Origin of the sequence: Pontibacter flavimaris (assembly GCF_001907195.1) — a bacterium.
In the GTDB taxonomy this organism is placed as follows: Bacteria; Bacteroidota; Bacteroidia; order Cytophagales; family Hymenobacteraceae; genus Pontibacter; species Pontibacter flavimaris.
Map to the genome: position 1 here is coordinate 605,448 of NZ_LVWA01000005.1, position 18,903 is coordinate 624,350.

Here is an 18,903-nt window from a genome sequence, read left to right on the forward strand (position 1 = left end):
TACTATAAAGAACAAAAGCTTAAATTACCTTCCATAATTCAGGGAGAATCATGGAAAAGAAAACCCCGCTGGCAGTGTGGCTGGTTGGCTTCGTGCTGCTGAGCCTGTACGTACACCTGTTGCCCCGCCTGTTCGATGCCGGCAAAATAGCCCTGTGGTTGGGCTACTGGGCGGGCTTTTTCGTGCTGGCTTTTCTGGTCAGCAGGTACTTGCTTAAACTGCAGGGCATCGCGTCGCTGGGGCTGGAGCGGCACAGGGGCTGGCTGCAAAACCTGGGCGTCGGCTTTTTGATCGGGTTCTCTGTTTATGCCTTAAAGTACTGGAGCTTTTATAAGTTCGGCAAATTCGAGGTGGCAGGGCTACATGATCTATCCTTTATACTTCCGATGCTGGCCCAGGCGCTGCTGGCAATGTTTTTCTCCTCCATCCTGAACGATATCACGATTCGCGGCTACTGGTTTGCCTGCTTTAAGCGGCGGCAACTGCTGACCTGGTATGTGTTCACGGCCACCCTGCTTTATGCCCTGGATGATATCTGGAATGCCGGCTTCGATCCGTCCAATGTGGTTTTCTCCGCTCTACTGGGGGCATCCTTTGCCTATACTGTGCTCAAGACCGGCTCCATCTGGATGTCGCTGGGTTTGCATTGGGGTGGCAACATGATGTACAGGGTGATGTATGGCTTTGATGGGAACGGTGTCTGGCAACTGGAAAATGTGCAGGAAGGGCCGCTGTATGAGTACATCAGCTTGCTTGTAACTGCTTTGATGCTACCGGCAGTATACTTTGCGCTGAAAGCAACCCACAGACCCAGACAGCATGTGCAGGTAGAGGAGGGAAGGTTAGCCTAGGGCTATTTTTAGCTTTGGATGGGAAAGGATAATTGGTACAGCAGCAACTCTTCGTCATCGTTGGGTAAGGTGATGAGTCCTTTATACTTCAGGCCCAGCTTTTCCAGTAGTTTTTGGGAGGCAAAGTTCTCTTTCATGGTGATGGCGGCAAGCTGCCTGATTCCGAAGATGCTGCGAGCAGCTTCTTTCAGCCTGCTGGCTGCCTCAAAAGCATAGCCCTGCCCGCCGTACTCTTTCAGGAATGCAAAGCCAATGTCGATGCCCTCCAGGCCTTCCCGGTCGTAGAGGCCGCAGGAGCCGATTTTAACGCCGTCAGCTTTCCGGATAACTGTATAGTTACCGTATCCGAGGCGTTTTTGCTGAGGCAGAATCCGGGTGCTAACATACTTTTCAGCGGCTTTTACGGACCTAACGTTGCGGTCGCCGATAAACTGGAGCCACTCCGGCGTGTTGAGCAGTTCCAGTAAAAAAGGAGCGTCTTCGTAGGAAGTCGGTTTCAGGAGCAGCCGCTCTGTTTCGAAAGTCTGGAAGTTATCCAAGATTTATTTTTTTATCAGTTTATCCATTTTCTGCATCATAGCCGGCCAGGCATCCCTCTTTCTGTCAGCAAAGACCTTCCGACCGCATCCATTTCGTGCACCAGCCTGACGGAAGAGCCCCGGGAGCAACTTGTAGGATGTCCGCTCCGCCAACCACACTATCACCCATCGAAGAGGCAAATTTAGATTCGGCATCAATACACTCAGGATAAATTATCCGGGGATTTACTGCAGCCCGTTTTTATTTTAAATGCCTTCAAACGGTGGGGAGCACCAGCTCTGTGTAATGTATCCTGATACGGGCAGGAACAGCTGTTTTCAATACGAACAAAAGTATGCTTTTGTGCCTTTGTACACCGGGGAAAGGTATGTTTATTCTTTTAGAGGACATAATTAAGATTTGCGTTTACGATAACATTGCCTATTTTGCCTGATGTCTCGGCACGGAGTCCTTCTTTTACTTAGATTCAGAATGGATTAACAGGGGAGCATGAACAAGGGGAAGAGCAGGCGTAGAATCGGATCAGAACCGAGCAGTTGCCAAGGCCGACTTTCCGATAAACAGAAACAATACTTATCACACTATGATCAAAGTTTTATCCTGCTGCACGCTTCTGCTGGCACTGATAGTGAGTGCTGCCCAACCCTCTGTTGCCCAACGCCATAAGAAGGGCTGGAAATTAGTCTGGCACGATGAGTTCCGCTACAAAGGATTGCCTAACCCGAAGAAATGGAGCTACGAGACAGGCCATATCCGGAACCAGGAACAGCAGTATTACACAACTGCCCGGCAAGAAAATGCCTGGGTGCAGAATGGCGTACTGACCATCACGGGACGGAAGGAGCCCTACCCAAACGCTGCCTTTACGCCGGGATCGAACGACTGGAAACAGCAGCATGCTGAGGCGCAGTATACTTCGGCAAGTATAAACACGCTTGGCAAAGGCGAGTGGAAGTATGGCCGTGTGGAAGTGCGGGCCAAGTTGCCGCAAGGTGCTGGCATTTGGCCGGCTATCTGGATGATGGGCGTAAACCGGAGCGAGGTGGGTTGGCCATACTGCGGTGAAATCGACATCCTGGAATTTGTTGGCAACCAGCCAGACGAAATATATGGTACGGTCCACTACCCAGGCACACCGCCACAGCGCAGCACTTCCAACGGAGGCAAAATAAAAGTAAAAGATTTACACAACGCATTCCAGGTGTATGCCATGGAATGGGATGAAGAAAAGATAGATATCTACTTTAACGACCAGAAATTTCATACTTTCCAGCTGAACGAGGCGGGGGAAGAAGAAGGAAATCCATTCCGAAAGCCTTTTTACCTCCTCATTAACTTAGCCATGGGAGCCAGCTGGCCGGGCCCGATTGATGATCAGGTACTGCCACAGGAGTACGTGATCGACTATGTCCGGGTATACCAGCAGCGGAAGTAGGTGCAAATTCCTCTGGGCTTAGACTTGAAAGTACACACCCGCCTATCACTAAGAAAGTAACTCACCCCTCAAACGCCCATACTTCCAGCTCATCGGGGCACTCCTGCAGCAACTGGTTTATACTTTTGCCAAGCACCGGATGCACCAGTTCCGAAGCCAGCTCTGCCAGCGGCAATAACGTAAACCGGCGAAGGTGCAGCTGCGGGTGCGGGATGGTGAGGCGCTGGGTTTGCTGCACCAGGTTGTCGTAGAAAAGGATGTCGATGTCGATGATGCGGGCACCCCAGTGCTCGTGCCGCACCCGGCCAAGCTCCTGCTCGATCTGGTTTATGCGTTGCAGCACCTCTTCCGGCGTAAGCGCTGTTTGCACCTCCAGTACCTGGTTCAGGAAGCTGGGCTGGTCGGTTTTGCCCCAGGCGGCGGTCTCGTATACTTTGGAGCTGCGCGCCAGGGTGCCCACCTGTTGGTTTATACTTTCGCGGGCCTGTTGCAAGTATAAGGTGCGCTCGCCGAGGTTGCCGCCCAGGAGCAAGTATAGCTTAGGCATGGCGGCGGAAGAAATCTATACTTAGATCGGCGGCGGCGCGGGCGGCTTCGGGTAACTCGTCCTGCTCGTAAGGATGCTTGCCGCCAAAGGAGTGGTCGGCTTCAGGCAGCAGATGCAGCTCGGCATCGGGCTTCCAGGTTTTCAGGTCGTGGGCCATCTGGGTAGGCAGCGTTTCGTCCTGCTCGCCGTGCAGCAGAAGCAGGGGCTGTTGCAGGCGTCTTACCACCGAAGGAATGTCCAGGCGGTACTTGTTTTCGATGAAATTCTCCACGATCTGGTAGTAGAGCGGCATCTGCATGCCGGTGCGGGCGTTGGGCACATACTGCACGCCTTTTTCTTTCCACTGCTCCATCTGCAGGTCGTCCCAGCGGTTGTCGTAGCGGTTTACGCTCGCCCAGGTAGCCACGGCTTTCACGCGCGGTTCTTCGGCCGCTTTCAGAATCACAGCGCCTCCGCCACGGCTATGGCCGATCAGGTAAATGCGGCGCAGGTCCAGCTCATTTTTCTCCATAGGAGGGTTGTCGGAGTGCAGCAGTTCGATCAGCGCCTGCATGTCGTCGAGCTCCAGGCTGAAGTTGTTCTGCCCAAAGGCCTCCATGTCGTGCATGTCGGCGTGATCATCCACCGTGGTGCCGTTGTAGGCGAAGTTAAACTTGATGAACACGAACCCCTGTTTGGCAAAGTAGGTGGCCAGCAGGTTAAAATGCCCCCAGTCCTTAAAGCCCTTGAAGCCGTGGGCAAAGATCACCACAGGTTTCGGGGAACTGTCGGGCTGGTAAGTGGCGTCGGCGGTAAAGGGGCGGCCGTGGCCGGGGTATACTACAAAATCAACTTTCATCACTTGAATTGCTTAGTTACTGCTTGTTAAATTGTTGTTTAGGTGGCTGTGCTATACCCGGTTTAATCCTGCTCCAGTTGCTTCAGTCTATACAATACTTTAAGAGGCAAAGGTTACAGGCTTGCACTTTAAGAGGCAAAGGTTACAGGCTTGCTAACGTATGCGCCTGGGTTAAAGCCTACATTTTAGCCATCTAACAATTTAACCACTGAGCAATTTAACAATTAATACAATTAAATGCTGTTTTGCCAGCCCATGTTTGGAAAGCACTTGTGGAGGACGTAATATTGCGCACTTAACACATGAGCATAAGTCTAAAGGAAATACAGGCGCCCATTGCGCCCGAGATGCAGCTGTTCGAAAAGAAGTTCAGGGCTTCGATGAAGACCCGTGTACTGCTTCTGGACCGGATCATGAGCTACATCGTGAAGCGCAAGGGAAAACAAATGCGGCCTATGTTCGTGTTCTTCTCAGCCAAGCTTTTCAACGAAAACATAGCGGATACCACCTACCGCGGCGCCGCCCTGATTGAGTTGCTGCACACGGCTACGCTGGTGCACGACGATGTGGTGGACGATGCCAACTACCGCCGCGGATTTTTCTCAGTAAACGCGCTCTGGAAAAACAAGATTGCCGTGCTCGTGGGCGACTACCTGCTCTCCAAAGGCCTGCTGCTCTCGCTGCAGAACGACGATTACGAGCTGCTCAAGATCGTGTCGAACGCGGTGAAGGAGATGAGCGAAGGGGAGCTGCTGCAGATCGAGAAAGCCCGCCGCCTCGATATTACCGAGGACGTATACTTCGACATCATCCGCCAGAAAACTGCCTCTCTTATTGCCTCCTGCTGTGCCGTGGGCGCGGCCTCTGCCGGTGCCTGTAAAGAAGAAATCGAGAAAGCCCGCTTATTCGGCGAGAAAGTGGGCATCGCTTTCCAGATCAAAGACGACCTGTTTGATTACGGCACTGCCGAGATCGGCAAGCCCGTGGGCATCGACATCAAGGAAAAGAAGATGACCCTGCCGCTGATCCACGCCCTGCGCGAGGCCGACTGGCTGACCAAGCGCCGCGTGATCTACAACGTGAAAAACAACAACGGCGATAACAAGCGCGTGCAGTACGTCATTGATTTTGTGAAGCAGTCCGGCGGCATACAGTATACCATCGATGCGATGAACCAGTACCACGCCGAGGCGCTGGCCATACTTCATACTTTCCCCGACAACCCCTCCCGTCGCTCCCTGGAGCAGCTCATCGCCTATACTATAGAGCGGGAGAAATAATTTAATTGCTGATTGTTGATTGCCTTGTAGGGACAATTCGCGGGCTGACTACGCTATGGCAGCTGCCATGAAACTTATACTTCAGCCAAAGCAGTTACAGGTTCCCCTCCTTGGTTAAGTCTTGGATCCCGAACTTGTTTCGGGAGAGGGGCAGGGGTGGTTGGACAGGTACAGCAAAGTATAAATCCTGCCAATTAACCCTATCCTGAAGCTCCTGATTCAGACAAATTTTACAAACCTCGGCCGAAATTTTGTAACGGGCAGTATAGGTAGGATAGGTAGCTTGCACATGCAAAATGACCTATCAAAAATGAGCCTGAACACCAACGCCTGGAACCGCCTGCGGTATACTTTGTACCTGCCCATCTACGATTTTATAGCCGACCGTATTTTCCGGAAGTATAGACAGCGCTCCGTGCAACTGCTGGAGGCGAAACCCAACAATGCCATCCTTATACTTGGCGCGGGCACCGGCCTCGACCTGCCATACCTGCAAGGCTACACCAACCTCACCGCCATCGACATTACGCCTGGTATGGTTTCTAAACTAAAGCAGCGGGCCGATGAACTGCAGATACCAGTAAACGCGCAGGTCATGAACGGGCAGCAGCTGGCTTTCCCGAATGCCTCTTTCGATGCGGTTATACTTCACCTCATACTTGCCGTTATCCCGGACCCGGTGGCCTGCATTAAAGAAGTGGAGCGGGTGCTCAAGCCAGGCGGCACGGTGATGGTGTTCGATAAGTTTCTGGCCGATGGACAGAAGCCATCCATACTTCGCCGGTTGTTGAACCAGGTTGCCAGTACACTGTTTTCCGACATCAACCGAAGTATAGGCAATATCGTACGCCATACTTCGCTTAGTATAGAGTTGAATGAGCCGGCAGCTTTGAAAGGAACATTTCGAATTGTAAGGCTTCGAAAATAACCCCGCCCCAACCCTCCCCTAAAAACAGGGGAGGGAGCTTTCCGTTATGGGGTCCAACCACCCCTGCCCCTCCCCCGAAACAAGTTCGGGATCCAAGACTTAGCCAAGGAGGGGAGTCTGTAATTACCACTTCCAAAGTATAAGCTGCATTGCTGCTGCCTTCGCGCGGGCAGGTCGCGACCTTTCCCTACAAGTATAAACACGCACCTCTAGAGAAGGAATTATACTTGCTCCCCACCATGTCATCTCGAGCAGCGCGAGAGATCTATCTGGAATTCTAATCAGATCTCTCCCGATTGTCGAGATGACAAATAGCCGTGGCTATTGAATCTGATCCCAGTCTTTGGGTTGAGCGCCTTGTGAGATCCGGTGCCCGCTAAGGGCATGCCGAGCGAGAGCGAGGCAAGGAGGGAACACAGCGCGATGCCCAAAGACGAGCCCTCTCGGGCTAGAGAGCACCACTGCTAGAGATGCAAATGTAGGTTTGTGGGAACAATAGGGTCAGCGGAAGCTAGAAAGTATAGCTTGTGTCAAAAAGAGGGAATCAGCGGCTGAGGGAGTTTAAATCAGCAAGTATAAAAGTATGGCTTACGCGGATTAGGAAATCCGCAGCAGAATTAGTTTCGGACAAGGATGTCCGAAACAGCGAGAAGTATAAAGTATAGCTCAAGTATAAAGAGGCACAAGCGGACGCTAACGCCGGCAGCAGCTATGAAAGTATAAACTGAAGTATAAAGTATAGCCCAAGTATAAAGTATAGCTTTTCAAGCCAGTTGGGTTGCAAACCCGACGCCATGGTTGGGTATAAATCTGGGAACTTGCACCATTCATATAAAGCAGAAGGCCGCTACTTTTACAGCAACGGCCTTACAATTTTATACTTCAATTAACGAAAAACGATCAACCAACAACTAAATTACTCCGCCAGCAAGTTGTCCATTGTTTTATTAAAATCAACTACCCATTCTTCGTAGTACCTGCCGGTGCCGGGGCCTGAGAAGCCGGTATATATCTTGCGTACCTTGCCGTCGCGGCCGATGAGGATGGTGGTGGGGAAGGAGAGGACGTGGTTGAGCGCCGGAAGCAGACAAGCGGCGGCTTCTTTATCTGCGGTTCCGGCTACCAGCAAATCATATCTTACGTGCAGGCGCTCCCGCATTTTTCTTAGCCGGGCGGCAGCTTTGTCAAACTCCGTGCTACGCTCAAAGCCCAGGCCAATGATCTCCAGGCCACGGTCCTTGTTCTGGTCAAAGTAGGGCGCCAGGAAATTGGTGCTGTCCATGCAGTTGGGGCACCAGGACGCCAGCAATTGCACGATCACCACCTTGCCCTTATACTTGTCATCGGACAGTGAAACCTGCCTGCCCTCCAGGTTCGGGAGCGTGAACGACAGCGTGTCATGTCCTGGTTTCAGGAACGTGAGTGTGTCGGCGCCGGCCAGTTTGGCGTCGGGGTTGCGTTTGGCGGTCCAGCTCTCGTAGCCTTTCAGGCCGGCGTAAAAGTGGCCGGTCAGGGTGCTGTCACTGGCTGGCTTGGCCGTGAACAGGTAAGCGTGGTTCCCATCGAAAGTGGATAGCTTTAACTCGTCGCCAGCCACCTGCCCCTCCAGGAAACGGTAATCGCCTGTCTCGGTCATAAATGTGCCGGTGGCATCGTTCTCCTGTTGCGCAAACACACCTATGGCCTTGTAAGGCTTCCCATCACGGGGCGCGAACACTACATCCCATTTCCCGCCAAAATCAAAGGTGGCAGGGGCGGGTTTGGCCTCAAAGCGATGCTCTTTGCCATGCTCCGCTGTAAATGGCATAGCGTATGGCTCCGGGGTGTCGTTCTTCACAAAGTGGCCGGTCATTTTATCTCCCTTTACCTTGGCTATCAGGTCGGCATCAAAAATGTGAAGGCCGATTCTCACAGCGTCGTCCCGCTGCTCTACATCGTCTACAAGGATGCGTTCCTCGCCATTTACCAGGTAAAGCACCGAGTTGCCGTTCTTCTCCCCGGCCTCCATAATAAAGGGTATCTCTTTTCCTTCGGCATGCTGCAGGGCCACGCGCCAGCTGCCGGCCTTGATGGTGTTGTTGGTGGATGTCATAGAATTACAGGATGTTACCGGCAGTACTAAAAACAAAATAAGGCCGGTATAGGTATTACTAAAGTGATGTTTCAGGTTACGGACAAGCCCGGTAACCGGGATACAAAAGTATGGATAAGTAGGAAGAATCCGCATCCCGGGCAGCTTTGCTGCTTCATAATGTAGCAACCTATATTCGTGAAGGCTTATGTTTTTAGAGATATATAGTTTTCGTACATTTGTGGACTTCATAAAATAGATTATAAAACAATAACAATAGCAAAACTATGGCATTTGATTTAGCAATGATCAAGGCGGTATATGCCGGCATGGAAGAGCGTGTGACTGCTGCCCGCAAGAAAGTCGGCAGGCCGCTCACCCTGACAGAGAAAATCCTGTACTCACACCTTTACGAAGGGAAGGCTACAGGGGCGCACGAGCGCGGCCAGTCTTACGTGGACTTCGCGCCGGACAGGGTGGCCATGCAGGATGCCACGGCACAGATGGCCTTGCTTCAGTTCATGCAGGCGGGTAAGCCAACGGTGGCCGTGCCTTCCACCGTGCACTGCGACCACCTGATTCAGGCCCGCGTGGGTGCTGACTCTGACCTGCAGGACGCCTACACGGAGAACAAGGAAGTATACGATTTCCTGGCTTCTGTCTCTAACAAGTATGGCATCGGCTTCTGGAAGCCGGGCGCCGGTATCATCCACCAGGTAGTGCTGGAGAACTACGCCTTCCCGGGCGGTATGATGATCGGCACGGACTCCCACACGCCTAATGCAGGCGGACTGGGTATGGTGGCGATTGGTGTGGGTGGCGCGGATGCCGTGGACGTGATGGCCGGAATGCCATGGGAGCTGAAATTCCCGAAAGTGATCGGCGTGAAGCTGACCGGCAGAATGAGTGGCTGGACCTCTCCAAAAGACGTGATCCTGAAAGTGGCCGGTATCCTGACCGTGAAAGGCGGAACTGGCGCGATTGTAGAATACTTTGGCGAAGGTGCCGAGTCTATGTCCTGTACGGGTAAAGGCACTATCTGTAACATGGGTGCCGAGATCGGAGCCACCACATCGGTGTTTGGCTACGACGACAGCATGCGTGCTTACCTGAATGCAACTAACCGCGAGGAAATAGTGCAGATGGCCGACGAGGTAGCGCAGCACCTGCGTGCCGACGATGAGGTGTACGCCGATCCGGCCGCCTTCTACGACCAGCTGATCGAGATCGACCTGAACACGCTGGAGCCGCATGTAAACGGTCCGTTCACTCCGGACGCTGCCTGGCCAATCTCGCAGTTCGCCGCTGTGGTGAAAGAGCATGGCTGGCCAGCTAAACTGGAGGTGGGTTTGATCGGTTCTTGTACCAACTCTTCTTACGAAGACCTGACGCGTGCCGCCTCTATCGCAGAGCAGGCTGTTTCCAAAAACCTGGTTGCCCAGGCGGAATTTACTATCACGCCAGGTTCTGAAATGGTACGCTACACGACAGCCCGCGACGGCCTGCTGGATACATTCGCCGAAATGGGTGGCGTGGTACTGGCAAACGCCTGCGGTCCGTGCATCGGCCAATGGGCGCGTCACACCGACGACCCAACCCGAAAGAACTCCATCATCACTTCGTTTAACCGTAACTTTGCCAAGCGTAACGACGGCAACCCGAACACGCACGCGTTCGTGGCCTCACCGGAGATCGTAACCGCCTTTGCCATTGCCGGCGACCTGACCTTTAACCCGCTGACTGACACCCTGACAAACAAGGATGGCCAGCAGGTGAAACTGGATGAGCCGCGCGGCATTGAGTTGCCAACGCAAGGATTCGCTGTGGAAGACGCCGGCTACGTGGCGCCAGCCGAGGATGGCAGCACGGTAGAGGTTGTGGTAGACCCGAACTCCGACCGTCTGCAACTGCTGGAAGGCTTTAAGCCATGGGAAGGCACTGACCTGAAAGGGCTGAAGCTGCTGATCAAGGCACAAGGCAAGTGTACCACCGACCATATCTCCATGGCAGGCCCGTGGTTGAAGTACCGTGGCCACCTCGACAACATCTCTAATAACATGCTGATCGGAGCCATTAACGCATACAACGGCGAGGCGAACAGCGTATACAACGACATGACCCGCGGGTATGACACGGTGCCAGCCACAGCACGCACCTACAAGGCTGCCGGCATTGGTACGGTAGTTGTTGGTGATGAGAACTATGGCGAAGGTTCATCCCGTGAGCACGCGGCCATGGAGCCACGCTTCCTGGGTGTTCGTGCCGTTATCGTGAAGTCTTTCGCACGTATCCACGAAACCAACCTCAAGAAGCAGGGTATGTTAGGCCTGACGTTCGCCAACAAAGCGGATTATGACCTGATCGAGGAGACAGATACCATTGATATCCTGGGTCTGGAGAGCTTTGCGCCAGGTAAGCAACTGAAAGTAGTGCTGCACCACAAGGATGGCTCCCAGGACAGCTTCATGGTAAACCATACCTACAACGAAGGCCAGATCGAGTGGTTCAAAGCCGGTTCTGCCCTCAACCTGATCCGTCAGCAGCATGGGCAAAACGCTTAATTGCTGAACTGCAACTATAAACAGAAAGGCCCCGCCAGTTGGTGGGGCCTTTTTTATTTCGGTTGTGTGAGCTGGAGTTAAGTCTATACTTCTGACACAGGATACTTTCACCGAGCTTGTTCCTTTATCCCTTCAGGAACCCCTACTTCCTTACCAGCACGCGTTCCACAAACGTTTCACCCTGATAACGGATGTGCGCGATGTAGACACCGGCTCTCAGATTGCTCAGGTCGTACTGAAATGTGGTGCTGGAGACCGCCATCGGAACAGCTGCCATCGTCTTGCCTGCCATGTCCGTCAGTCTCAGTTCTGGTCTGGAGTCACGGGATTCGGTAGGCGGCCCAGTCAGGCTCAGCGTAATGTTGCCCACGGCCGGGTTGGGATAAAGGGTAGGAGCCACATCGTATACGTCCAGTACCTGCTGATAGGAGCTGCGCGTGCACTCCAGGATGTTCGTGACCGTGAGGGTAACCGTGTAACTACCCGGCTGGCTATAAATGTGCGCGGGGCTTTGCTCCGCAGATTGAGTGCCATCCCCGAAGTCCCATTGCCAGGCATGGGCATTCTCGCTCTTATCTTCGAACAACACGGCCTTGCTTACCCTGGCATATGCCGTTGAGTTCCTGAAGTCAGCCGCTGAGGCAGGCAGTACCTGTACATCCATCGGCACCAGTTTGCTCAGGTACATGGAGTCTGCGTTGGCTACGTAAATGGTATTGTTCCCGGTGGCCTCGCTGATGGTATAGTTTGCCCCGGTAGCCAGAAGCTTGGTGGCGGAAGTGTCCGAGTAAAAGTTAAAGGAGCTGCCACCATGCGGGCTTATCACCACGGCTTCGGCCAGGCAGGTTTGTATTGCCATCGGTTCAGGCGCCGGTCCCGACTTTATACTTTTATACTTTTGCTGTGCGGCACGGGCATGCTGCCGCAGGGCTTCCAGGTCATCGCCGGCCAGTACGGCAAAGGCAATGGTTTTGGTCTGGCCGGGCGCCAGGTCCAGCGCGGAGGCCCCCAGTATATGCGAGATGCTGTTGCCATACTTGCCGCCAGCCCGTTTGCGGCTTACCCCCTTAGAGATGACTTTATACTTCTCGGCGGCTGTAAACCCATCATCCACCGTAACGGTAGAGTCGTTGCTGCCAATATTGTCGATGGCGTGGTAGACCGGGCTTTTCTCCGGCGTCAATAACTTAATGCCGGCATAGGGCAAAGGTGCGTAGGCGTGGTAAGCATAGCCCAACTGCAGTTCCTCATCCCATCCAGCCTTGTTTTCGGTGTAGTTGCCAATGTCCCAGTCGGCGAAGAGACCGGCGTGCAGGGAAGGGATGGCCTCTGAGGATCTGTTGGTGAGCTGGTACTCCAGGATCACATAGTCCTGGTCGGGCTCGCCGGCCCAGGCGTAGGCCACGGTTTTCACCTCTATTTCCGGGTGCCCCTCCACCTTTGTCTCCATCAGTCCCCGCAGTTCCTGGTCTGCCAGCTTGGTGTTGAAGTATGGCCTGGTCAGCATGATCGGCTTAAAGCCACGGCTGTTTTGCCACGACCCATTATGGATGTTATCCGCCACCTTGCCACTGTCTGCAGAAAGTATAAGCCCGCCCTCAAACAGCATCGAGGCTCCGTTTTTATACTTTACACCCACGCCCTGGCTCATGTTCAGGCCGTTGTAGCCAATGTTGCCCTCGCTGTTCAGCGTCAGGTGCAGGTTGTTGGCCGTGAGGGTGGAAAAGTTCAGGTTGATGATCAGCGGGAAATGCTGGAAGTCGCTGTAAGTGCCGTCGGTATAGCCCAGGCGCAGGTAAATCTTGTGGTTAGGGGGAGTGTCTTTCGATACCTTGATCACAAAAGGTTCGCGTGTGGAGGCGCTGGCCATGGTGCCGAGGCCGCCGAGGCTGGCACTGCCCTGTGTTATACTTACGTGTGGCGAGAGGGAGGTAAGCGTTACCTGCAGCCCTTCTACCGGCGCGAGGTAATTGATAAAGCTGGCATCCAGGGTTACGGTGCTGCCGGCCACCAGGCTCTGGTTAGGCGAAGGAACGAACGACAGGCAGCGCACTGATTTCAGGTCTTCCCCCTTCAGCGCCTTCTTCAGGTTAAGGCGGCCCGTGCCCAGCATCTCGAGGTAGGCCTGGTTGCCGTCCAAGGTATAAATTTCGTCGGTGCCGGCCCGTAGGCGCTCGGCCACCTGCCTGGCGTTCAACTCCGGGAAGCGGGCCCGTACAAGGGCGGCGCCACCGGCCACCGTGGGGGAGGCAAAGGAAGTGCCCCCAACATAGCCATACTTGTCGTCGCCGGATTGCGAGGTACTGTAAATGTTATTACTGGGGGAGATCAGGTCGATGTTATAGCTGTAGGTATGGTCCTTGAACTTCACATCCTTGTTGTTGGCTCCCCCCACCGATATTACATTATCATAGGAGGCAGGGTATAAATCGAGGAAAGCGTTGGTGTTGCCGCCCGATGCCACGATCACTACGTCCTTCTCCAGCGCCGCATAATTGATCACATCCTGTTCAAACTTTGAGTAGCCCGTGCCGCCCCACGACAGGTTAATGACCTTGCAGCCCCTGTTAGCAGCATGAACGATTGCCTCATATCCTCCAAAAGGGCCGTTGGGATAAGAGGAAAAAACCTTTAGCGGCAGAAACATGGCGTTGTAGCCGGTGCCGGCCACGCCCAGGCCGTTGTTGGTAGCACCTGCCGCCACGCCGGCCACGGCCGTGCCATGGCCTTTCCAGGCGGTGTTGTCGGTAACATCGTTGTCGGCGTCGGCAAAATCCCAGCCGCGGTAATTGTCCACCAGGCCGTCGCCGTCGTTGTCAATGCCGTCAATCGGGTCGTCGTGGTTCAGTTTTACCTTGCCCTGCAGGTCCTGGTGCGTCAGCCGGAAGCCCGTGTCAAGTATACCGATCACGATGGTGGTATCTGCCTGCTCCACAGCCCAGCCGCCATAGGCCTGTATCTGCTTCAGGTAATATTGCGTTGTCTTGATAGAATCGGCGGCGGGGTCGTTGGGCTGGTGAAAAGGCTCGCGCATGTAGAGCGGCTCCACGTAGGCAACCTCTCCGGTAGCCATCAGGGCGGCCTGCACTTCCTCAAACGTATGGCCGGGCGCGTACTGCAGTTCGTATATAAGCGTTAGGTCCACGGCAGGCGCGGCTTTGCGGGCCATGGCAGCGACTGGCGGGGCTGTCACCTCCGGAAACTTGCGCGCCACCTTCCCGGCCCCGATCTGCTGCAGCACCTGACCCATACTTTTGTCTGTGGCGATGCGCAGGTGACCGGGCTGCTGTGGCTTTAGCTTGTAGACCACCCTGTTGGGGATGGTTTTGGCACCAAAGTCCAAAGCAGGGCGCTGCCCGTACAGCAAAGGTACGTATAGCACTAGGAGGAGCAAGAAAACGAGGCTGCGCTTTGGCAGCGAGATAAGGGTAAACATCTGCTCGATAAAAATCCTGTTTTATACCTGTTTCCGAATAAGAGCAAATCATGGACGGGTACCGCAAAAGTACAAAATTCCATGAGGAAAAAAACGACTTGCAGCCTTGGCTTACAAATATTTTATGTATATTTCCTTCAACTGATTTTTACAATATTTTGTTTCTATTTTCCAATTAAATATTAAAAATTAACTATGAATCTGGAATTAGCGGATAAACACCGAGAAACGCTGCAAAAAGCAGTGCAAGCCCTGCACACCCGTACGTTCTTTGCCCATTACCCCGAGAACCCATCACCGGAGGTTTATGGAGAGACAGCCGACAAAGAAGGCCGTGAGAAGTATAAATCCTTTCTGAACAATAAGTTTACCGAGCTGCTGCAAGAGGGGGAGCAGGCCTGGGTGGGGCAGGAGGAGTCGCCGTACGAGCAGCAGGAGCTGGGCGTGAAGTACCCTTTCTTTGAACCGGAGACCCTCATCAGCCGCGCCGAGGAAGCCTTTCACCAGTGGCGTAAGGTTAAACCTGTGGATCGCGCAGCCATACTTGTGGAGGCGCTGGAGCGGATAAAAACCCGCTTTTTTGACATTGCCTATGCTACCATGCACACCACCGGCCAGGCCTACCTGATGTCGTTCCAGGCCTCGGGTCCGCACGCTGCTGACCGTGCGCTGGAGGCAGTGGCCGCCGGCTACGAGGAGCAGACCCGATTTCCGGAGAGCGCCGAGTGGGAAAAGCCGATGGGCAAGTATAACCTGAAGCTGAACAAGACCTGGAAAGCCGTGCCCAAAGGTATCGCGCTGGTGATCGGCTGCTCCACCTTCCCGACCTGGAACACCGTGCCCGGCATGTTTGCCAGCCTGGTTACCGGTAACCCGGTTATCGTGAAGCCGCACCCCAAAGCCGTGCTGCCGATTGCCATTGTGGTGGCTGAGGTCCAGCGGGTGCTGCAGGAGAACGGCCTGAACCCGAACATTTGTCAATTAAGTGTGGACGCCGATGACCGCCTGATCACGAAGGAACTGGCCGAGAACCCGAAGGTGAAGCTGATTGACTATACCGGCGGAACCGAGTTCGGGAACTACGTGGAGCGCCTGCCGGGCAAAACTACCTTCACGGAGAAGACTGGTGTAAACTCCATCATACTTGACTCTGTGGAGGACCTGGACAAGGTGGTGCAGAACCTGGCCTTCTCCCTGACCTTATACTCCGGGCAGATGTGCACGGCGCCGCAGAACTTCTTCGTGCCTGAAACCGGCGTGAAAGTAGCGGGCGAGACAGTGCCCTACGAGCAGGTCGTGGAGAAGCTTGCCGGAGCCGTAACCGCCCTGGTGAATAACCCAAAAGCTGCACCGCATATCCTGGGGGCCATCCAGAACCCGGCCACGGCCGAGCGCGTGCAGGGTGCCGCCTCTGTAAAGGGGCGCCAGGTACTGAGCAGCTGCGATTTTGAAAACCCGATGTTCTCCAACGCCCGCACCTGCACGCCGGTGATCTATGAGGTGGACGCCACGGAGAAGGAAAGCTACAGTCGTGAGCTTTTCGGGCCGGTAGCCCTGATCATCAAGACAAAGAGCACGGATCAAAGTATAGAGCTGGCCAAGGAAATGGCTATGAACTACGGGGCCATCTCGTGCGGCGCCTATACCACCGACCCGCAAGTGAAAGAGAAGATCATGGATGAGATGGGGCTGGCCGGCACTCCGGTGAGCTTTAACCTGACGGGCGGCATCTATGTGAACCAGAACGCGAGCTTCTCCGACTTCCACGTGACGGGCGGTAACCCGGCCGGCAACGCTTCCTTCACCAACCCTGAGTTCGTGATCAAGCGCTTTACCTGGGTAGGTTTCCGGGAGCCGGTAATGGGCTAAAAGTATAAAACCATACTTGCAAAAATCCCCTGCAGCCGTTGCCGCAGGGGATTTTTAATTTTCTATCAGATTGTTTACTTCATCAGGCCGTCAGCATCGTTGTGGAGGTTGTTGATGTTATGGTGCAGGTCGCTCCAGTGCTGCTGTTGGTTGTTGGGGTCGCCCATCTTCTGCGCGATCAGTTCCCGCTTGCGCTCCAAACCGGCAATGTGCTCGTGGTACGTATGGTTCGAGTCGGCGGCAGTGGCGTTCGCGCGTGCTTTCAGGGTCTTTATCTTGTTCTCAAGCTCATCCAGGCTCTTCTGCACTTCGCCCTTGGTCAGGTGGTCCGGGGCGCGCATGTTCTCGGGTTTTATAGGGTAGTTATCCATAGTATTCATACTTTGTTTAAGATCTGCCCACAGGGGCACTTTCCCTATTACTCGGATTTTGCCCAAAAGGATGTGCAGGCAATGCACCTTGTCGGAAGTATGCGCTTGTACTGAGGCAGGGCGGCACGGCAAGATAGGCTGCCTGAACAGGCTGTTCCTGCCAGCCGGTGGGCTGGTGCAGGGCAGGACGCCGCCGTTGTGCAGATTTAATTTTACGGGACTAAAGTTTGATATTAGCGGCAGGAGTGCGATATTCGCGGAAACATAGACGAAGTTGGCTTCACTGAAGGCAAGGTGGGTGCGACTGGTAAACTGCGATAGGAAAAAGGCATTATGAACAACTTAATAAAGCCGTACGACCACCCTCTGGACCTGGTGTTGCTGGTAGATGACGATGAGACGACGAATTACCTGAACGAGCGTTTGCTCAAGGAAATGCAGGTGGCCAAGGAGATTCTGGCTCTAAAGAACGGAAAGGAGGCCCTGACCTACCTGACCAAGGTGGAGGAACCTAACGCAGGTGCCGAGTACAAGCGCCCCGACCTCATCTTCCTGGATATAAAAATGCCCGTGATGGATGGCTTCTCTTTTCTGGATGAGTACCATAAACTGAAGGGCGAAGAGGCAGACCCGGTGATCATCTTGATGCTCACGTCCTCAGCCAGCTTTTACGACCTGGAGAAACTTAAAACGTTCCGGAAGGTGAGAAAGCATTTCTCGAAGGCGCTCACGAAGCACGATGTGAACGAGATCATGAAGGAGTTTTTCAGGAAGAATCAATAAGAGGAGGTGCTGCAGAAATGTAGCACTTTTTTAACGTCTTAACTTTCCTGAATCAGCTCGGTCTTCGGCCAGGTAAAGGTAAAGCGGCTTCCGCGGCCCTGGGACTCTACCCATACCTTACCACCTTTTTCCTCCACAATCTTGCGCACGATGGACAAGCCAAGCCCCGAGCTGTCCGGTGTAGCGAACGACTGGCCGGTTTCGTACATGTTAAAGATCTCCTGCTGCGCTTCCGCAGCTATCCCAGGGCCATTATCCTCCACCGCGAAGTATAGCCACTCTTTCTCAGCCGTGTAAGTTACCTGCACCGTCGCCTGCTCCGGCTGGTCGTGGTACTTAATGGCATTGCTGATGAGGTTACTGAAAACCTGGTACAAGTATACTTCCTGCGTGTAGAGCACCGGCAGGTCCTCCTGCACCTCTATCCTGAATTGAGCCGGAACATTAAGCGAGGAGATGACCTGGTACAGCAACACCTGCAGGTCCAGTGCTTTTTTAGGCAGGTTGTGGTGCCCGGCCAGCGAGTAGGCAAGTATGCCCGTTATCAGGCGGTCCATTTTCTGGGTTTGCTGCCGCAGCATCGGGAACACGCGGTTGGCCTCCTCCAGCTGCCCGGCCTCCAAACAGGCCTCCAGGGCAGTGGCTATGCCATTTATGTTCTGCAGCGGCGCGCGCAGGTCATGCGATACGGTGTGGGCGAAGGAATCCAGGCTCTGGTTCACCTCCTGCAGCAACTTGTTTCTCTGCTCGCGTTCCTCCAGCAGCTGGTTTATGTCCTGGTTATACTGCTGTAGCTGAGTGTTCAGGCGTCGGATTTCCTGCAGTTGCTGCTCCGCCTCCAGGTTGCGCAGGCGCAGCTGCTCGAGCACCTCCAGCAGCTGCATGTTCTGGCTTTTTATCTCCGCGTATGGCGATATATCCGTATCCTGCTCAAATTCCTGTACCCAATTCTCCAGGGTGCCGCGACTGATGACGGGCCCTGTCTGCGGCAGCCGCTTAGAAAGCCGCACACGCGTGCCCCGCTCAAAATCACTCTCTATCTCGAACAGGTCCGTTAGCTTTTTGGAGTTGATGATGCCGGTGCCACGGACGTTGTGGCCATACTCTGAACGGGAAAGTATAAACTCCAGGTTGCCGATGCCGCGCCCCCGGTCCGTTACCAGCGCCTCCAGGTACTGGTAGCCGGCTACTTCCGTCAGGCTATACTGGATGGTGCCGTTTCCTACATACTCGATCACGTTTCGGCAGATCTCCGACACAGCCGTGGCAAACTTGGTCTGGTTGGCTTGCTGCATGCCCAGGCGCTCTGACAGTTGCATGGCGCGCTTGTAAGCCAGGACCACGTCCAGCTCGTTGTTGATGTCTATTCTGAGGATACTGCGCTGCATCTGCC

14 protein-coding genes are annotated in these 18,903 nt (G+C 54.1%); 7 read left to right on the top strand and 7 right to left on the bottom strand.

The window, feature by feature from the left end; all coding sequences use genetic code 11:
• Positions 1–50: 50 nt before the first annotated feature.
• Positions 51–851, top strand: a complete 801-nt coding sequence (locus tag A3841_RS10815; protein ID WP_073852319.1) for a CPBP family intramembrane glutamic endopeptidase — start codon at positions 51–53, stop codon at positions 849–851.
• An 8-nt stretch (positions 852–859) separates the two neighbouring features.
• Here A3841_RS10815 and A3841_RS10820 read toward each other — a convergent pair whose 3' ends face one another.
• Entirely contained in the window at positions 860–1,390 is a 531-nt protein-coding gene (locus A3841_RS10820; protein ID WP_073852320.1) for a GNAT family N-acetyltransferase, read from the bottom strand.
• Positions 1,391–1,974: 584 nt separating this feature from the next.
• Here A3841_RS10820 and A3841_RS10830 point away from each other — a divergent pair.
• On the top strand, positions 1,975–2,826 hold the full coding sequence (locus A3841_RS10830) for a glycoside hydrolase family 16 protein (RefSeq protein WP_083610303.1): 852 nt from the start codon (positions 1,975–1,977) through the stop codon (positions 2,824–2,826).
• Between the two features lie 61 nt (positions 2,827–2,887).
• Here the strand turns inward: A3841_RS10830 and folK are convergent, their stop codons facing one another.
• Both folK and A3841_RS10840 read right to left on the bottom strand, forming a co-directional pair.
• Complete coding sequence (gene folK, locus A3841_RS10835) at positions 2,888–3,373, bottom strand: 2-amino-4-hydroxy-6-hydroxymethyldihydropteridine diphosphokinase (protein ID WP_073852322.1); 486 nt, start codon at positions 3,371–3,373, stop codon at positions 2,888–2,890.
• Entirely contained in the window at positions 3,366–4,211 is an 846-nt protein-coding gene (locus A3841_RS10840) for an alpha/beta hydrolase family protein (RefSeq protein ID WP_073852323.1), read from the bottom strand. Before A3841_RS10840 ends, folK begins: the two co-directional genes overlap by 8 nt.
• Before the next feature lie 302 nt (positions 4,212–4,513).
• Here A3841_RS10840 and A3841_RS10845 point away from each other — a divergent pair, with 302 nt between their 5' ends.
• Both A3841_RS10845 and A3841_RS10855 read left to right on the top strand, forming a co-directional pair.
• The gene (locus A3841_RS10845) at positions 4,514–5,491 is read left to right on the top strand and encodes a polyprenyl synthetase family protein (protein WP_073852324.1); all 978 of its coding nucleotides are present in this window, start codon (positions 4,514–4,516) and stop codon (positions 5,489–5,491) included.
• A 289-nt stretch (positions 5,492–5,780) separates the two neighbouring features.
• Complete coding sequence (locus A3841_RS10855; RefSeq protein ID WP_235861363.1) at positions 5,781–6,419, top strand: class I SAM-dependent methyltransferase; 639 nt, start codon at positions 5,781–5,783, stop codon at positions 6,417–6,419.
• 916 nt (positions 6,420–7,335) lie between these two features.
• Here the strand turns inward: A3841_RS10855 and A3841_RS10860 are convergent.
• Positions 7,336–8,511, bottom strand: a complete 1,176-nt coding sequence (locus A3841_RS10860) for a peroxiredoxin family protein (RefSeq protein ID WP_073852326.1) — start codon at positions 8,509–8,511, stop codon at positions 7,336–7,338.
• Between the two features lie 266 nt (positions 8,512–8,777).
• Here A3841_RS10860 and A3841_RS10865 point away from each other — a divergent pair, with 266 nt between their 5' ends.
• Complete coding sequence (locus A3841_RS10865) at positions 8,778–11,051, top strand: aconitate hydratase (protein ID WP_073852327.1); 2,274 nt, start codon at positions 8,778–8,780, stop codon at positions 11,049–11,051.
• A gap of 142 nt (positions 11,052–11,193) precedes the next feature.
• Here A3841_RS10865 and A3841_RS10870 read toward each other — a convergent pair whose 3' ends face one another.
• On the bottom strand, positions 11,194–14,418 hold the full coding sequence (locus A3841_RS10870) for a S8 family serine peptidase (RefSeq protein ID WP_170866174.1): 3,225 nt from the start codon (positions 14,416–14,418) through the stop codon (positions 11,194–11,196).
• Between the two features lie 264 nt (positions 14,419–14,682).
• Between A3841_RS10870 and paaN the strand changes: the two genes are divergently transcribed.
• Complete coding sequence (paaN, locus tag A3841_RS10875) at positions 14,683–16,356, top strand: phenylacetic acid degradation protein PaaN (protein ID WP_073852328.1); 1,674 nt, start codon at positions 14,683–14,685, stop codon at positions 16,354–16,356.
• Positions 16,357–16,430: 74 nt separating this feature from the next.
• Here the strand turns inward: paaN and A3841_RS10880 are convergent, their stop codons facing one another.
• Positions 16,431–16,727, bottom strand: coding sequence for a sll1863 family stress response protein (locus A3841_RS10880; RefSeq protein WP_073852329.1), 297 nt, complete (start codon positions 16,725–16,727; stop codon positions 16,431–16,433).
• A 333-nt stretch (positions 16,728–17,060) separates the two neighbouring features.
• Here A3841_RS10880 and A3841_RS10885 point away from each other — a divergent pair, with 333 nt between their 5' ends.
• On the top strand, positions 17,061–17,510 hold the full coding sequence (locus A3841_RS10885) for a response regulator (protein ID WP_073852330.1): 450 nt from the start codon (positions 17,061–17,063) through the stop codon (positions 17,508–17,510).
• A gap of 38 nt (positions 17,511–17,548) precedes the next feature.
• Here A3841_RS10885 and A3841_RS10890 read toward each other — a convergent pair whose 3' ends face one another.
• On the bottom strand, positions 17,549–18,898 hold the full coding sequence (locus A3841_RS10890; RefSeq protein ID WP_073852331.1) for a sensor histidine kinase: 1,350 nt from the start codon (positions 18,896–18,898) through the stop codon (positions 17,549–17,551).
• Positions 18,899–18,903: the final 5 nt, after the last annotated feature.

Excerpts from the sequence above, each read along its gene's own strand:
- A3841_RS10815 (WP_073852319.1), top strand. The coding sequence starts at position 51 with ATGGAAAAGAAAACCCCGCTGGCAGTGTGGCTGGTTGGCTTCGTGCTG.
- A3841_RS10830 (WP_083610303.1), top strand. The coding sequence starts at position 1,975 with ATGATCAAAGTTTTATCCTGCTGCACGCTTCTGCTGGCACTGATAGTG.
- folK (WP_073852322.1), bottom strand. The coding sequence starts at position 3,373 with ATGCCTAAGCTATACTTGCTCCTGGGCGGCAACCTCGGCGAGCGCACC.
- A3841_RS10840 (WP_073852323.1), bottom strand. The coding sequence starts at position 4,211 with ATGAAAGTTGATTTTGTAGTATACCCCGGCCACGGCCGCCCCTTTACC.
- A3841_RS10845 (WP_073852324.1), top strand. The coding sequence starts at position 4,514 with ATGAGCATAAGTCTAAAGGAAATACAGGCGCCCATTGCGCCCGAGATG.
- A3841_RS10855 (WP_235861363.1), top strand. The coding sequence starts at position 5,781 with ATGCAAAATGACCTATCAAAAATGAGCCTGAACACCAACGCCTGGAAC.
- A3841_RS10860 (WP_073852326.1), bottom strand. The coding sequence starts at position 8,511 with ATGACATCCACCAACAACACCATCAAGGCCGGCAGCTGGCGCGTGGCC.
- A3841_RS10865 (WP_073852327.1), top strand. The coding sequence starts at position 8,778 with ATGGCATTTGATTTAGCAATGATCAAGGCGGTATATGCCGGCATGGAA.
- paaN (WP_073852328.1), top strand. The coding sequence starts at position 14,683 with ATGAATCTGGAATTAGCGGATAAACACCGAGAAACGCTGCAAAAAGCA.
- A3841_RS10880 (WP_073852329.1), bottom strand. The coding sequence starts at position 16,727 with ATGGATAACTACCCTATAAAACCCGAGAACATGCGCGCCCCGGACCAC.
- A3841_RS10885 (WP_073852330.1), top strand. The coding sequence starts at position 17,061 with ATGAACAACTTAATAAAGCCGTACGACCACCCTCTGGACCTGGTGTTG.
- A3841_RS10890 (WP_073852331.1), bottom strand. The coding sequence starts at position 18,898 with ATGCAGCGCAGTATCCTCAGAATAGACATCAACAACGAGCTGGACGTG.